Below are 14,515 nucleotides of genomic sequence, written 5' to 3'. Positions count from 1 at the left end.
CTTACCCCTTCACCGCGCCCGCCGTCAGCCCGCGCACGAAATAGCGGCCGGCGACGATGTAGACGAGCAGCGTCGGCAGCGCGGCGATGATCGCGCCGGCCATGTCGACGTTGTACTCCTTCACGCCCGTCGACGTGTTGACGAGGTTGTTCAGCGCAACCGTGATCGGCATCGAATCGACGCCGGAGAACACGATCCCGAACAGGAAGTCGTTCCAGATCTGCGTGAACTGCCAGATCAGGCACACCATGAAGATCGGCAGCGACACCGGCAGCAGGATCTTCGTGAAGATCGTGAAGAAACCGGCGCCGTCGATGCGCGCGGCCTTCACCAGCTCGGCCGGCACGCTCACGTAGAAGTTGCGGAAGAACATCGTCGTGAACGCGATCCCGTACACCACGTGCACGAACACGAGGCCCGGAATCGTGTTGGCGAGGCCGAGCATCCCCTGCAGGCGCGCCATCGGCAGCAGGATCACCTGGAACGGGATGAAGCAGCCGACCAGCATCATCGTGAACAGCGCGTCGGCGCCGCGAAAGCGCCAGTGCGTGAGCACGTAGCCGTTGAACGCACCGATCAGCGACGAGATCAGCACGGCCGGGATCACCATCTGCAGCGAGTTCAGGAAGAACGGCTTCATGCCGTCGCAGCGCACGCCGGTACACGCGCCGCTCCACGCCTTCACCCACGGATCGACGGTCCAGGTGGTGGGCGGCGTCAGCAGGTTGCCGGTGCGCAGCTGGTCGAGATCCTTGAACGACGTCGACAGCATCACGTAGATCGGGAACAGGAAATACAGCGCGAACAGGATCAGTGCCGCATAGATCACTGCCCGGCTGATCGTCATCTTAGGCTGCATTGCGGGTGCTCCTCGATTCCATATACATCAGCGGCACCAGCACCGCGACCACGGTCGCGAGCATCATCACCGAGGACGCCGCGCCGAGCCCGAGCTGGCCGCGGTTGAACGAAAACGTGTACATGAACATGGCCGGCAGCGACGACGACGTGCCCGGGCCGCCCGCCGTCAGCGCGACGACGAGGTCGAAGGTCTTGATCGTGATGTGGCAGAGGATCAGCAGCACCGAGAAGAACACCGGGCGCATGCTCGGGATCACGATCTTGCGGTAGATGGTCGGCAGCGTCGCGCCGTCCACCTGCGCGGCCTTGAAGATCTCGCTGTCGACGCCGCGCAGCCCCGCGAGGAACAGCGCCATCACGAAGCCGGTCGACTGCCACACGGCCGCGATCACCACGCAGAAGATCGCCTTGTCCGGATCGTCGAGCCAGCCGAACGAGAAGCTCGTCCAGCCCCAGTCGTGCATCACCTTCTCGAGGCCGAGGCCCGGGTTCAGGATCCACTGCCACGCCGTGCCGGTGACGATGAACGACAGCGCCATCGGGTACAGGAAGATCGCGCGCAGCGCGCCTTCGTTGCGGATGCGCTGGTCGAGCAGGATCGCGAGGAACAGCCCGAGCGCGACGCAGATCGCGATGAACGGAATCCCGAACCAGCCGAGGTTCGCGGCGGAGGTCCACCACACGTCGTTCTGGAACAGGTCCGAGTAACGGCCGAAGCCGTCGAATTCGTAGTTCGGCAACAGCCGCGAGCGGGTCAGCGACAGATAGCCGGTAATCAGGATGAAGCCGTAGATGAACACCACGGCGATCGCGACGCTCGGCGCAAGCACGAGCTTCGGGATCCAGCGATCGGCGAAGGCCGACATCGGCGACGTGCGCCGTGCGGCGGCGGCAGCGCCGGATCCGTTTCCGCTAAGAGGGGCAGCCACTTGATTCGACTCCTGGAACGAGGGCGACGCAGGCCGGGCCGGCGCCGGGTACGGCACGGGCCCGCGGGCGAGCCCGTTTGCTGCACATGCAAAAACGCCCGGCCGATGAAGCGTTACCGGCCGGGCGCCTGTCGCGCGTTACTTGACCTTCGCGGCCTTCGCGAGCGCGGCGACCGCGCTCTTCGAATCCTGCTGCGAGTTCATGAACTTCGTCACGACGTCCGTGATCGCGCCGGCGGTCGCGTCGCCCTGCGCCATCCCGTGCGCGAGCGACGGCACGAAGCCGCCCGACTTGATCGCGGTCTGCTCGTCGGCGTACGACTTCTTCGCGCAGTCGTCGAACTTGTCCATCTTCACGCCGAGGCGCACCGGCACCGAGCCCTTCAGCAGGCTGAACTGCTCCTGGAAGTCCGGCGTCATGATCGTCTTCGCGAGCGCGAGCTGGCCCGGCGTCGCGGCCTTCTCGCCCTTCTGCTGGAAGAACACGAACGAGTCGACGTTGAACGTGTAGGCATTCGCCGTGCCCGGCACCGCCGCGCAGATGTAGTCCTTGCCCGCCTTCTTGCCGGCGTTCTCGAACTCGCCCTTCGCCCAGTCGCCCATGAACTGCATGCCGGCCTTGCCGTTGATCACCATCGCGGTCGCGAGGTTCCAGTCGCGGCCGTTACGGCCGGTATCGAAGTAACCCTGGATCTTGCGCACCGTGTCGAACACGGACAGCATCTGCGGCGACGTCAGCGTCGCCTGGTCGAGGTCGACCAGCGCCTTCCTGTAGAACGCCGGGCCCTGCGACAGCACGACGTCTTCCCACAGCGTCAGGTCCTGCCACGGCTGGCCGCCCATCGCGACCGGCTGGATGCCCGCGGCCTTCAGCTTGTCGGCCACCGCGAAGAATTCAGGCCAGGTGGTCGGCACCTTCGCGCCGACCTTGTCGAGCGCGGCCTTGTTGATATAGAGCCAGTTCACGCGGTGCACCGAGAACGGCGCCGCGACGGTGTGGCCCTTGTACTTGATGATCTTGTCGATTTCCGGCGGCAGGTTCTGCTTCCAGTCGCCGGCAGCGGAATCGATGTTGACGAGCACGCCCTGGTCGGCCCAGTCCTGGATCAGCGGGCCCTTGATCTGCGCGGCCGACGGTGCGTCGCCGCTGATCACCTTGGTCTTCAGCGCGGTCATCGCCGCTGCGCCCGCGCCGCCCGCGACCGCGAAGTCCTTCCACACGTAGCCCTGCTTCTGCACGTCGTCCTTCAGCACGCCGACGGCCTTCGACTCGCCGCCCGAGGTCCACCAGTGCAGCACCGTTACATTCTCGGCTGCCTGCGCCGCCGCGGCGCCAGCCATCAGACCTGCCGCGCAGAGCGCACCCATGATCGAGCGAACTTTCATTACTTATCTCCTCCAGACTGAATCAACTCGTGAGGTTCCCCAACGGGGAACCGGCTTCTTGATAACGACGGGGAAATCGAGCCGCGGGACGCATGCAGCGTACGGGGCCGATGACCGGCCGGGCTCTTACAGAAAGCGTGAATCGAGATTCAACGGCGTGTCTCCTCTTTGTGTTTCTGGCCCGCCGCGATGCTGCGGCGCGAGCCCGGGGCCGACGCCGCGCTGACGATGCGCGCCGTCAATGTCCGATAACATTCGGCACAAGGCGTTCCCGAAGGCGAAGCTCGCGCAGTTCATCGACCGCACTTCTTTTTTTCTTCACCCAGGTGCTACCCCTTGCGGCGGATTGTAGTTAAACTACAATTCAGTGTCAAAAATATTTTTATCGCACTACGGATCGCTTCCGAGCACCCCCAAACACGGCGGAGACACATGCATACCGATTCCAGCTTTACCTTCGTACTTTTCGGCGGCACCGGCGATCTGTCGATGCGCAAGATCCTGCCCGCGCTGTTCGAAGCGCACCGCGCGAACATGCTGGCGGCGAGCGGCCGGATCGTCGCGGTCGCGCGTCACTCGGCCGATCTCGCCGAGTATCTCGAGTGGGTCGAGGAACATGTGAAGCCGCACGCGGCGAAGGCATCGCGCGGCGCGTTCGACGAGGCCGCCTGGAAAAGCTTCGTCGAGCGCATCGAGTACGTGAAGCTCGACCTCGGCCGTGCGGAAGACTACGTACTGCTGCGCGACACGGTCGACCCGTTGCCCGGCATCCGCGTGTTCTACCTGGCGACGGGCCCGTCGCTGTTCGTGCCGATCTGCAATGCGCTCGCATCGGTCGGCCTGAACGAAGGCGCGCGCATCGTGCTCGAGAAGCCGCTCGGCTACGACCTGAAATCGTCGAACGCGATCAACGACGCAGTCGGCGAGATCTTCACGGAAGGCCAGATCTACCGGATCGACCATTACCTCGGCAAGGAACCGGTGCAGAACCTGCTCGCGCTGCGCTTCGGCAATGCGCTGTTCGAGCCGCTATGGCGCCGCGAATGGGTCGAGAGCATCCAGATCACGATCGCCGAGGAGCTCGGCGTCGAGGCACGCGGCGATTTCTACGACAATACGGGCGCGCTGCGCGACATGGTGCAGAACCACCTGCTGCAGCTGCTGTCGATCGTCGCGATGGAGCCGCCGCATTCGATGGATTCGGATTCCGTGCGCGACGAGAAGCTGCGCGTGCTGCGCGCGCTGAAGCCGGTCGATCCGCGCGACATCGGCAAGGTGGCCGTGCGCGGCCAGTATCATGCGGGCGTGATCAAGGGCGCGCAGGTACCGGCCTACGCGACCGAGCCGGGCGTGAAACCCGACAGCCAGACCGAAACCTTCGTCGCATTGAAGGTCGAGATCGAGAACTGGCGCTGGGCCGGCGTGCCGTTCTTCCTGCGCACCGGCAAGCGTCTGGCCGACCGCGTCGCGGAGATCGTCGTCAATTTCCGCCCGGTGCCGCACTCGGCGCTCGGGCCCACCGCGTTGCGTCCCGGCTCGAACCGCCTCGTGATCCGGCTGCAGCCGAACGAGACGATCCGCCTGTACTGCCTCGCCAAGCAGCCGGGCGAAGGGATGAACCTCGCGAGCGTGCACCTCGACCTCGCGTTCGACCAGTTCTTCAAGGAAGGGCAGATGGAGGCGTACCAGCGCCTGCTGCTCGACGTGATCAACGGCCGTCTCGCCCTCTTCGTGCGCCGCGACGAACAGGAAGCCGCATGGCGCTGGGTCGAACCGATCCTGAACGAATGGGCACGCACGCTGAAGCCGCCGAAGCCGTACGCGGCGGGCACGTGGGGGCCGGCCGCGGCGAGCGCGATGCTCGCGCAGCACGACACCTGCTGGCTCGAGGAAGAGAACTGATTCAACGTCGCCGCCACGTCTTCGTACGCGGCGACGTGCCCCACGATTCGTACGATTTGAACAGACAAAGCAGTCCGGAGGAGATGTGATCGAGATCCACGCTTTCGACACCCAGGAAGCGCAAAGCGAAGCGCTCGCGCGCGCCGTCGGCGATGCGCTGCGCGCCGCACTCGCCGGCCCCGCGCGCCCGACGCTCGCGGTGTCAGGCGGCACGAGCCCGCGCCCGTTCCTGCAAACGCTGTCGCATACGGCGCTCGACTGGGCCGGCGTCGACGTGACGCTGGTCGACGACCGCTGGGTGCCGGAGGACGACGCGGCCAGCAACGCGCACCTGGTGCGCGACACGCTGCTGCAGCACGCCGCGGCTCCGGCCCGCTTCCTGCCGCTCGTCGACACGCGCGTGTCGCTCGACGCGCACGTCGCCGCGCTCAACGCGAACGCCGATTACCGCGTGCCGACCGTCGCCGTGCTCGGCATGGGCGAGGACGGCCATACCGCATCGATCTTCGCCGATGCGCCCGAATGGGACCACGCGATCACGACGCCCGAACGCTTCGTCGCCGTGCATCCCGGTGCGGCGCCGCATGCGCGCGTGAGCTATTCGCTCGATGCACTGAAGCGCGTCGACCGGCTGTTCCTGCTGATCGCGGGCGAACGCAAGCGCGCGGTGCTCGACGCCGCGGCCGCCTCGCTGCAGAAGAACGCGATTTCCCAACTGGCCAACGACAAGGGGACCCAGCTCGATGTCTACTGGTGCGCAAAGTAAGGCCGTTGTCGCGGGCCAGCATGCCGACGGCCCGCGCCTGCTCGCGGACGTCGGCGGCACCAACGCGCGCTTCGCGCTGGAAACCGGCCCGGGCGACATCACGCAGATCCGCGTGTATCCCGGCGCCGACTATCCGACGCTCACGGACGCGATCCGCAAATACCTGAAGGACGTGAAGATCAGTCGCGTGAACCACGCGGCGATCGCGATCGCCAATCCGGTCGACGGCGACCAGGTCACGATGACCAACCACGACTGGAGCTTCTCGATCGAGGCGACGCGTCGCGCGCTCGGCTTCGACACGCTGCTCGTCGTCAACGATTTCACCGCGCTTGCGATGGCGCTGCCGGGCCTGACCGACGCGCAGCGCGTGCAGATCGGCGGCGGCACGCGCCGCCAGAACAGCGTGATCGGGCTGCTCGGGCCCGGCACCGGGCTCGGCGTGTCGGGGCTGATTCCGGCCGACGACCGCTGGATCGCGCTCGGCAGCGAGGGCGGCCACGCGTCGTTCGCACCGCAGGACGAGCGCGAAGATCTGGTGCTGCAGTATGCGCGCAAGAAGTTTCCGCACGTGTCGTTCGAACGCGTGTGCGCGGGGCCCGGCATGGAAATCATCTATCGCGCGCTCGCCGCGCGCGACAAGAAGCGCGTCGCCGCGACCGTCGATACGGTCGAGATCGTCGAGCGCGCGCACGCGGGCGACGCGCTCGCGCTCGAGACGGTCGAATGCTTCTGCGGGATTCTCGGCGCGTTCGCGGGCAGCGTCGCGCTGACGCTCGGCGCGCTCGGCGGCGTGTACATCGGCGGCGGCGTCGCGCTGAAGCTCGGCGAACTGTTCACGCGCTCGTCGTTCCGCGCGCGCTTCGAGGCGAAAGGCCGCTTCACGCGCTATCTCGAGAACATCCCGACCTACCTGATCACCGCCGAATACCCGGCGTTCCTCGGCGTATCCGCGATCCTCGCGGAGCAGTTGTCGAACCGCTCGGGCGGCGCGTCGTCGGCCGTGTTCGAACGGATCCGCCAGATGCGCGACGCACTGACGCCGGCCGAGCGCCGCGTCGCCGATCTCGCGCTGAACCATCCGCGCTCGATCATCAACGACCCGATCGTCGACATCGCGCGCAAGGCCGACGTGAGCCAGCCGACGGTGATCCGGTTCTGCCGCTCGCTCGGCTGCCAGGGGCTGTCGGATTTCAAGCTGAAGCTCGCGACCGGCCTCACCGGCACGATCCCGATGAGCCACAGCCAGGTGCATCTCGGCGACACGGCCACCGACTTCGGCGCGAAGGTGCTCGACAACACGGTGTCCGCGATCCTGCAGCTGCGCGAGCACCTGAACTTCGAGCACGTCGAGAACGCGATCGAGATCCTGAACGGCGCGCGGCGCATCGAGTTCTACGGGCTCGGCAACTCGAACATCGTCGCGCAGGACGCGCATTACAAGTTCTTCCGCTTCGGCATTCCGACGATTGCGTACGGCGACCTGTACATGCAGGCGGCATCGGCCGCGCTGCTCGGCAAGGGCGACGTGATCGTCGCGGTGTCGAAGTCGGGGCGCGCGCCCGAACTGCTGCGCGTGCTCGACGTCGCGATGCAGGCCGGCGCGAAGGTGATCGCGATCACGTCGAGCAACACGCCGCTCGCGAAGCGCGCGACCGTCGCGCTCGAAACCGACCACATCGAGATGCGCGAATCGCAGTTGTCGATGATCTCGCGGATCCTGCATCTGCTGATGATCGACATCCTCGCGGTCGGCGTCGCGATCCGCCGCGCGGCGCCGAACGCGGAGCTGACCGAGGCCGTCGCGCAGGCGCGCGCGCGAGCGAGCGACGACGAAACGGCCGACGTGCTCGACTGGCTGAGTCACGGCGCGTCGCCGGCGGCGAAGGACGTCGCGCGGGACTGACGCTTCGACGGGACGCCGTCGATACACGACACCCCGAACGCTGGATTCAGGTCCAGTGTTCGGGGTGTTTTGCATTGGGAGATTTACTTGACGTGCCGCAGTGGGCAAATCGACGAATTAACACTGCGCAACAAAGTAACGACTGTGCAATTCAGGTTGTATCACCAACGGTGACAAGGGATGCGCCTCCATGACAATGCTGCATAAATTGCCGGAGGAGATCGAGTTGTCCGAAATTCGGATATCCTCGTAGTCAGCCGTCTTATACAACAACACCCAAACACGACTAGATGCACACAAACCAATGGGTTATCGATATGCACCCGCACCGAAATAACCAACAAAGGGCTGATTTATCTGCCTTCGCGATCCGCTCATCTTTGTGCAATTCGATCGCGAGCACGGAATCAGCCTTTAATCAGCCGCCAAGTCACCCACGACAACGCAACAATAATTAAACCCGAGGAACCAATGCCATTCAACTTTGAAACAAGATCCGGAATAAGAGAAATAAATCACACGACCGGCAATAGCTTCAAACCCAACGCATCACAACTATCACTCGAGCTCAACAGATTTTCCAGCAATACAAGCGGGATTATTGCCATCCCCTCAAAAAACCATGTCGGTTATGAAGTATTGCACTTTTCACCACCCATCGACGTCAAAAAGTCGGTCGAATCCATCGGAACGGATCTGTGGCGGTGCGCAAAAGAATATTACGGATTAACCGGGGCAACAATTTTAATTGGAGCAGGCGGGATTCCCATTAAAAAATCGCTACTGGGACACCCCGTGATAGGAAACTCAAGCAAATACACCAATATTCTTAGCGACATCGGCATTAAATTTTTCCCGAGGCTATTATTGCCTCACGGCCCGATGGCAAATTTCGCCAAGAAGACTTTCGGCACGGTTCGCGTATTTGGAGTACTTGGCCGGGCCTCTGGAGTGGGTGCCATAGCAATGGGTGTCATTGATGCAGCCCTCATAGGAAAATGTGCATATGATGCAAGACATGGAAACCAAATCTCAACCAATCCCCTCGAAAGAAGAGATAATCGAAACAGTAATTGACATTTTCGTCAAGGAAATCGCATTCATTGAGCGAAGCGAAGTATCAAAAAACACAAATATACTCGAAGATTTTAAAATCTATCACGATGACATTTCCTTGTTTTTAATAAGAGTGTTCCAGCACTTTGAAATGCCAATAATAAACAATCCAGACTGCCCGCCAACAATAGAAGGCATTTCAGATTTTGTGCTCGACCATCTTTCCTCCGACAAAAAACACGAAGAACCTCGCGACCAGAAGGGACTTTGGGGGAAATTTTTAAAATGGATTCGCGCACATTAAGGAAACACCAACCCACTCCCTTTCATCCACTTTAGCGGCGTGATCGCGAACACGAATTCACGACTGCGCCGTAGTCGCTCCGCTGCATTCGCGCCCCCGTCGGTCGTCCTTCCTCCGCCAATCCCGCCGCGCCGCTCAAGCCCCGGCTGGCACGGGCCGTCCGTGCCAATGCAATACGAGACAGCGCCCGACGAAACACAGCACGCCGGTGACGCCGATCGTCACGCCCATCGCGAACGGCGTGCCGTCCGCGAGTGCGCCGATCGCGACGCTCGCCAGCGCGCCGAGCGCAAGCTGCATCGCGCCGAACACCGCCGCCGACGCGCCCGCATTGTGCGGATAACGATGCATCAGGTCGGTCGTGCAGTTCGCGGACAGGATCCCGACCACGCCGACGACGAAGAACAGGCACACGACGATCGACCACAGCCCGCCCCACCCCGTCAGCGCGACGAGCGCGACCGCGAGCGACGCGATGCAACTCACCAGCGACGCGGCCGCGATGATGCGCAGCGAGCCGACGCGGCCGACCAGCCGCGTGTTCGTGAAGTTGCCGATCATGATGCCGACCACGTTCAGGCCGAACAGCAGCCCGTAGTGCTGCGGCGACACGTGGAAATACTCGATGTAGACGAACGGTGTCGCGGTGATGTACGAGAACATCGACGCGAACGCCATCCCGCCGCACAGCATGTGCCCCCATGCGACGGGATCGGACAGGATGCGCCCGTACGATGCGAACGACGCGAGCACGGCCGCGCTCTTGCGCCGCTCCTTCGGCCAGGTTTCGGGCACGCGCAGGTACGCGGTCGTCGCGCACACCGCGCCGAACACGGCCAGCACGACGAACACGCCGCGCCAGCCCGAGAAACGCAGGATCTGCCCGCCGATCAGCGGCGCCAGCAGCGGCCCGACCGCAGTGACGATCGCGACCATCGACAGCACCTTCGCCGCGTCGGTCGGCTCGTGCGCGTCGCGCGCGATCGCACGCGACAGCACCGACGCCGCGCCGGCGCCGAGCGCCTGCAGGAAACGCACGAGGATCAGCATGTCGATCGAGTTCGACACGAAGCAGCCGATGCTCGCGAGCGTAAACAGCGCGATGCCGCCGAGCAGCACGGGCCGGCGGCCCCACGTGTCGGACAGCGGGCCGTACAGCAGCATGCCGACCGAGAAGCCGGCCATGAAACTGGTCAGCGTGCGCTGCGCGGCGCCGGGGCTGACGGAGAAGCCGTCGGCGATCGACGGCAGGCTCGGCAGGTACATGTCGGTAGCGATCGGCCCGCAGGCGGCGAGCGCGCCGAGCAACAGGATCAGCCGGGCATCGGGCCGGCGCCGGACGACGTGAGACATGGGTATCCGGAATGGAGCCCGCGCGCATCGGGGCGCGCGTGGCGGTGAAGACGGGAGCGCGGCAGCCGGGTGCGGCGCCGCCAAGCCCATGATTGTACGCGCAACTTTTTCACGCCACCTGATTCGGCGCCAACCCGCGCGCGCGGCGCGCCGCCGTGCGCCGATTGGATTAAGCTTGCTTCCCTTGTCTGACCAATCCCCGTCCCGACCGAACCGATGACTGCTTTCCTGTTGATCTGGAGCCCCAAGAAATGGCCGTGGCCCGAACTGCCCGACGTCGCCGCGCGCGTGAAGGCCGGCGAGGCCGTGCATGACGTGTGGGGCTGCGGCTTCGCGCGCGGCATCCTGCCGGGCGACCGGGTGTTCCTGCACCGCGTCGCGCAGCCGCCCAAGGGCGTGTTCGGCTCCGGCTACGTGACACGCGCACCGTACGAGGTAGCCGATCCGGCAACGAAGCGCGGCTACCGGCTGTGCATCGACTTCGTCTACGACTGGCTGGTCGACGCGCACCAGGACGTCGTGATTCCGCGCGACGCGCTGCGCGTGCACCCGTACTCGGTACAGACCTGGGATGCCCAAAGCTCCGGCACCGCGATCAAGCCGATGGTCGAAGGCCCGCTCGAGAAGCGCTGGGCCGAGCTGACCGGCAAGCGCAAGCCGGCGCGCTAGGGCCGAATCCCCACGCGCCGAAAGGCCGCAGACCGCGCCGCGGGCCCGCCGCGCGCGTCTCCGGTACAATCGGACGATCGTTCCGCCCAGGCGCCGCGGCCCGTGCACAGGCCCCCGCGCCCTTCTCTCGCAGGTTTCGCCCATGTCCAACAATCAGATCCTCTTCGAACGCGCCCAGAAGACCATTCCCGGCGGCGTCAACTCGCCGGTGCGCGCATTCCGTTCGGTCGGCGGCACGCCGCGCTTCGTCGCGCGCGCGCAAGGCCCGTATTTCTGGGATGCCGACGGCAAGCAGTACATCGACTACATCGGCTCGTGGGGCCCGATGATCGTCGGCCACGTCCATCCTGAAGTGCTGTCGGCCGTGCAGAACGTGCTCGCCGACGGCTTCTCGTTCGGCGCACCGACCGAAGCCGAGATCGAGATCGCCGAGGAAATCTGCAAGCTCGTGCCGTCGATCGAGCAGGTGCGGATGGTGTCGAGCGGCACCGAGGCCACGATGAGCGCGCTGCGCCTCGCGCGCGGCTTCACGGGCCGCAGCCGCATCGTCAAGTTCGAGGGCTGCTACCACGGCCACGCGGACAGCCTGCTCGTGAAGGCCGGCTCGGGCCTGCTGACGTTCGGCAACCCGACGTCGGCCGGCGTGCCCGCCGACATCGCGAAGCACACGACCGTCCTCGAATACAACAACGTCGCCGCGCTCGAGGAAGCGTTCGGCGCGTTCGGCGACGAGATCGCCGCCGTGATCGTCGAGCCGGTCGCGGGCAACATGAACCTCGTGCGCGGCACGCCGGAATTCCTCGACGCGCTACGCGCACTGTGCACGAAGCACGGCGCCGTGCTGATCTTCGACGAAGTGATGTGCGGGTTCCGCGTCGCGCTCGGCGGCGCGCAGGCTTACTACGGGATCACGGCCGACCTCACCTGCCTCGGCAAGGTGATCGGCGGCGGGATGCCGGCTGCCGCGTTCGGCGGCCGCCGCGACATCATGGCCCACCTCGCGCCGCTCGGCGGCGTCTACCAGGCCGGCACGCTGTCGGGCAACCCGATCGCGGTCGCCGCGGGGCTGAAGACGCTGCAACTGATCCAGGCGCCGGGCTTCTACGATGCGCTCACCGCGCAGACGAAGCGGCTCGCCGACGGCCTCGCGGCCGAAGCGCGCGCGGCCGGCGTGCCGTTCGCGGCCGACTCGATCGGCGCGATGTTCGGCCTCTACTTCGCCGAACGCGTGCCGACCCGCTTCGCCGAAGTCACGAAGAGCGACACCGAGCGCTTCAACCGCTTCTTCCACCTGATGCTCGACGAAGGCGTGTATTTCGCGCCGTCCGCGTACGAGGCCGGCTTCGTGTCGAGCACGCACGACGACGCGGTGATCGACGCGACGCTCGCGGCCGCGCGCCGCGCGTTCGCCGCACTCGCTGCCTGACCCGGGTCCGCGCGCATGTTCTCGGATATCGATTTCGCCCACATGCAGCGTGCGCTCGCGCTCGCCGCGCGCGGCATGTATACGACGGCACCGAACCCGCGTGTCGGCTGCGTGATCGTCAAGGACGGCGACGTGATCGGCGAAGGCTTCACGCAGCCGGCCGGCCAGGATCACGCGGAAGTCCAGGCGCTGAAGGACGCGCGCGCGCGCGGCTACGACGTCGCGGGCTCGACCGTCTACGTCACGCTCGAACCGTGCAGCCATTTCGGCCGCACGCCGCCGTGCGCGAACGCGCTGATCGACGCGCGCGTCGCGAAGGTCGTCGCCGCGATGGAAGACCCGAACCCGCAGGTATCGGGGCGCGGCCTCGGAATGCTGCGCGACGCCGGCATCGACGTCCGCTGCGGGCTGCTCGCGCATGAAGCCGGCGAACTGAACATCGGCTTCGTGTCGCGGATGACACGCGGCCGCCCGTGGGTACGGATGAAGACCGCCGCGTCGCTCGACGGCCGCACCGCGCTGCCGTCCGGCGAAAGCCAGTGGATCACCGGCGAGGCCGCGCGCCTCGACGGGCACGCGTGGCGTGCGCGCGCCTGCGCGATCCTGACCGGCATCGGTACCGTGCGCGAGGACAACCCGCTGCTGACCGTGCGCGGAATCGACACGCCGCGCCAGCCGCAGCGCATCCTGGTCGACAGCCGCCTCGACCTGCCGCTCGACGCGCGGCTGCTCGAAGGCGCCCCGCTGCTGATCTTCTGCGGCCGGCTCGACGCCGCCGGCGAAGTGCGGGCGAAGGTGCTGAAGGCGCGCGGCGCGGAAATCGTGCCGCTCGCGAATGCGCACGGCAAGGTCGACCTGCCCGCGATGCTGGCGGCGCTCGGCGCACGCGGCGTCAACGAACTGCACGTCGAGGCCGGCCACAAGCTGAACGGCTCGCTGCTGCGCGAACAGTGCGTCGACGAGTTGCTCGTCTATCTCGCACCGAGCCTGCTGGGCGGCGATGCGGCTGGCATGTTCGACCTCGCCGCGCCGGCGAGCCTCGATGCGCGCACGCGGCTCTCATTTCACAGCATTGAGCGGATCGGCGACGATCTGCGGATCCTCGCGCGCTTCACGCCGGCGGACGCCGCGCACTGAACGGGATCGTCACGATGTTTACCGGCATTGTCGCGGCTGTCGGCCGTATCGAATCGATCCGGCCGCTCGGTGCGTCGGCCGACGCCGGCATGCGCCTGACCGTGCTGGCCGGCGGGCGCGACCTCGCCGATGTCGCGCCGGGCGACAGCATCGCGATCCAGGGCGCGTGCATGACCGTGATCTAAAAAACCGACACCGCGTTCGACGTCGACGTGTCGCGCGAAAACCTGAACCGCACGGTCGGCCTCGCCCAACCCGGCGAAGTGACCCTCGAGAAGGCGCTGCGCGCGCACGATCGCCTCGGCGGGCACATCGTATCGGGTCACGTCGACGGCTTCGGCACCGTGTCGCGCTTCGCGCCGGTCGGCGAGTCGCACGAACTGCGCATCGTCGCGCCGCGCGAGCTCGGCCGCTGTCTCGCGTACAAGAGACGGTCGACGGCGTGAGCCTGACCGTGAACTCGGTTGCGGACCGCGCCGACGGCTGCGAGTTCTCGATCAACCTGATTCCGCATACGGTCGAGGTCACGACACTGCGTCACCTGCGGGCGGGCAGCCAGGTGAATCTCGAAATCGACATGATTGCGCGGTATGTGGAGCGGATGTTGTCGAGCGCAACGCCCACACAACATCGCTGACCGCTGCGGGAAGCAGCGTTCCGCGAGCAGTCGCCGCATCGGCGACTGCGTAACTCTTTGCCCTTTGGACCCGGCGCGTCGGGTTTTTCAGCCCTTCGGTCCGCTCAAAACGCACTACGCCGCGGCAACTCGCGATCAGGCGCCCACTCCCCCATCGCTGGCCAGGTCTTTCAATGCTCGCTC

General features: G+C 65.6%; 11 protein-coding genes and 1 pseudogene. 8 read left to right on the top strand and 4 right to left on the bottom strand.

Going from position 1 to position 14,515, the window contains the following annotated elements; all coding sequences use genetic code 11:
• Position 1: 1 nt before the first annotated feature.
• From WT26_RS07980 to WT26_RS07970, 3 genes are all read right to left on the bottom strand, one after another.
• Complete coding sequence (locus tag WT26_RS07980) at positions 2-859, bottom strand: carbohydrate ABC transporter permease (protein ID WP_011544828.1); 858 nt, start codon at positions 857-859, stop codon at positions 2-4.
• A complete protein-coding gene (locus tag WT26_RS07975; RefSeq protein WP_069272555.1) occupies positions 849-1,790 on the bottom strand; it encodes a carbohydrate ABC transporter permease in 942 nt (313 codons plus the stop codon). Before WT26_RS07975 ends, WT26_RS07980 begins: the two co-directional genes overlap by 11 nt.
• Positions 1,791-1,928: 138 nt before the next feature.
• Positions 1,929-3,176 carry an ABC transporter substrate-binding protein gene (locus WT26_RS07970; RefSeq protein WP_059529479.1) on the bottom strand — a complete coding sequence of 416 codons (1,248 nt, stop codon included), beginning with the start codon at positions 3,174-3,176 and terminating at the stop codon, positions 1,929-1,931.
• 432 nt (positions 3,177-3,608) lie between these two features.
• Here WT26_RS07970 and zwf point away from each other — a divergent pair, with 432 nt between their 5' ends.
• The 4 genes from zwf (at position 3,609) to WT26_RS37195 (ending at position 8,827) form a co-directional block, all read left to right on the top strand.
• A complete protein-coding gene (gene zwf, locus WT26_RS07965; RefSeq protein ID WP_069272554.1) occupies positions 3,609-5,078 on the top strand; it encodes a glucose-6-phosphate dehydrogenase in 1,470 nt (489 codons plus the stop codon).
• 85 nt (positions 5,079-5,163) lie between these two features.
• Positions 5,164-5,844 (top strand): 6-phosphogluconolactonase, encoded by a 681-nt coding sequence (gene pgl / locus WT26_RS07960; protein ID WP_059529472.1) that lies wholly within the window; start codon positions 5,164-5,166, stop codon positions 5,842-5,844.
• Positions 5,822-7,750 (top strand): bifunctional transcriptional regulator/glucokinase, encoded by a 1,929-nt coding sequence (locus WT26_RS07955; RefSeq protein WP_069272553.1) that lies wholly within the window; start codon positions 5,822-5,824, stop codon positions 7,748-7,750. Before pgl ends, WT26_RS07955 begins: the two co-directional genes overlap by 23 nt.
• Before the next feature lie 471 nt (positions 7,751-8,221).
• Positions 8,222-8,827, top strand: a complete 606-nt coding sequence (locus WT26_RS37195; RefSeq protein ID WP_155123082.1) for a hypothetical protein — start codon at positions 8,222-8,224, stop codon at positions 8,825-8,827.
• A 418-nt stretch (positions 8,828-9,245) separates the two neighbouring features.
• Here WT26_RS37195 and WT26_RS07950 read toward each other — a convergent pair whose 3' ends face one another.
• Complete coding sequence (locus WT26_RS07950) at positions 9,246-10,463, bottom strand: Bcr/CflA family multidrug efflux MFS transporter (RefSeq protein ID WP_069272552.1); 1,218 nt, start codon at positions 10,461-10,463, stop codon at positions 9,246-9,248.
• Between the two features lie 216 nt (positions 10,464-10,679).
• On the opposite strand from WT26_RS07950, the gene WT26_RS07945 reads away from it, so the two are divergent.
• The 4 genes and pseudogenes from WT26_RS07945 to WT26_RS07930 all read left to right on the top strand — a co-directional run bounded on the left by WT26_RS07945 (position 10,680) and on the right by WT26_RS07930 (position 14,332).
• Positions 10,680-11,132, top strand: a complete 453-nt coding sequence (locus WT26_RS07945; protein WP_069272551.1) for a hypothetical protein — start codon at positions 10,680-10,682, stop codon at positions 11,130-11,132.
• Positions 11,133-11,274: 142 nt separating this feature from the next.
• Positions 11,275-12,558, top strand: coding sequence for a glutamate-1-semialdehyde 2,1-aminomutase (hemL, locus tag WT26_RS07940; protein WP_059529450.1), 1,284 nt, complete (start codon positions 11,275-11,277; stop codon positions 12,556-12,558).
• Between the two features lie 15 nt (positions 12,559-12,573).
• Positions 12,574-13,695 (top strand): bifunctional diaminohydroxyphosphoribosylaminopyrimidine deaminase/5-amino-6-(5-phosphoribosylamino)uracil reductase RibD, encoded by a 1,122-nt coding sequence (gene ribD, locus WT26_RS07935; RefSeq protein ID WP_069272550.1) that lies wholly within the window; start codon positions 12,574-12,576, stop codon positions 13,693-13,695.
• Between the two features lie 14 nt (positions 13,696-13,709).
• Positions 13,710-14,332: pseudogene (locus tag WT26_RS07930) on the top strand (riboflavin synthase).
• Positions 14,333-14,515 lie beyond the last annotated feature (183 nt).

Origin of the sequence: Burkholderia cepacia (genome assembly GCF_001718835.1) — a bacterium.
GTDB classification, from domain to species: domain Bacteria; phylum Pseudomonadota; class Gammaproteobacteria; order Burkholderiales; family Burkholderiaceae; genus Burkholderia; species Burkholderia cepacia_F.
This window is presented reverse-complemented; position numbering and strand designations above follow the sequence as displayed.

Coding starts and splice junctions, on each gene's coding strand:
- WT26_RS07980 (WP_011544828.1), bottom strand. CDS start 859: ATGCAGCCTAAGATGACGATCAGCCGGGCAGTGATCTATGCGGCACTG.
- WT26_RS07970 (WP_059529479.1), bottom strand. CDS start 3,176: ATGAAAGTTCGCTCGATCATGGGTGCGCTCTGCGCGGCAGGTCTGATG.
- zwf (WP_069272554.1), top strand. CDS start 3,609: ATGCATACCGATTCCAGCTTTACCTTCGTACTTTTCGGCGGCACCGGC.
- WT26_RS07955 (WP_069272553.1), top strand. CDS start 5,822: ATGTCTACTGGTGCGCAAAGTAAGGCCGTTGTCGCGGGCCAGCATGCC.
- WT26_RS37195 (WP_155123082.1), top strand. CDS start 8,222: ATGCCATTCAACTTTGAAACAAGATCCGGAATAAGAGAAATAAATCAC.
- WT26_RS07950 (WP_069272552.1), bottom strand. CDS start 10,463: ATGTCTCACGTCGTCCGGCGCCGGCCCGATGCCCGGCTGATCCTGTTG.
- WT26_RS07945 (WP_069272551.1), top strand. CDS start 10,680: ATGACTGCTTTCCTGTTGATCTGGAGCCCCAAGAAATGGCCGTGGCCC.
- hemL (WP_059529450.1), top strand. CDS start 11,275: ATGTCCAACAATCAGATCCTCTTCGAACGCGCCCAGAAGACCATTCCC.
- ribD (WP_069272550.1), top strand. CDS start 12,574: ATGTTCTCGGATATCGATTTCGCCCACATGCAGCGTGCGCTCGCGCTC.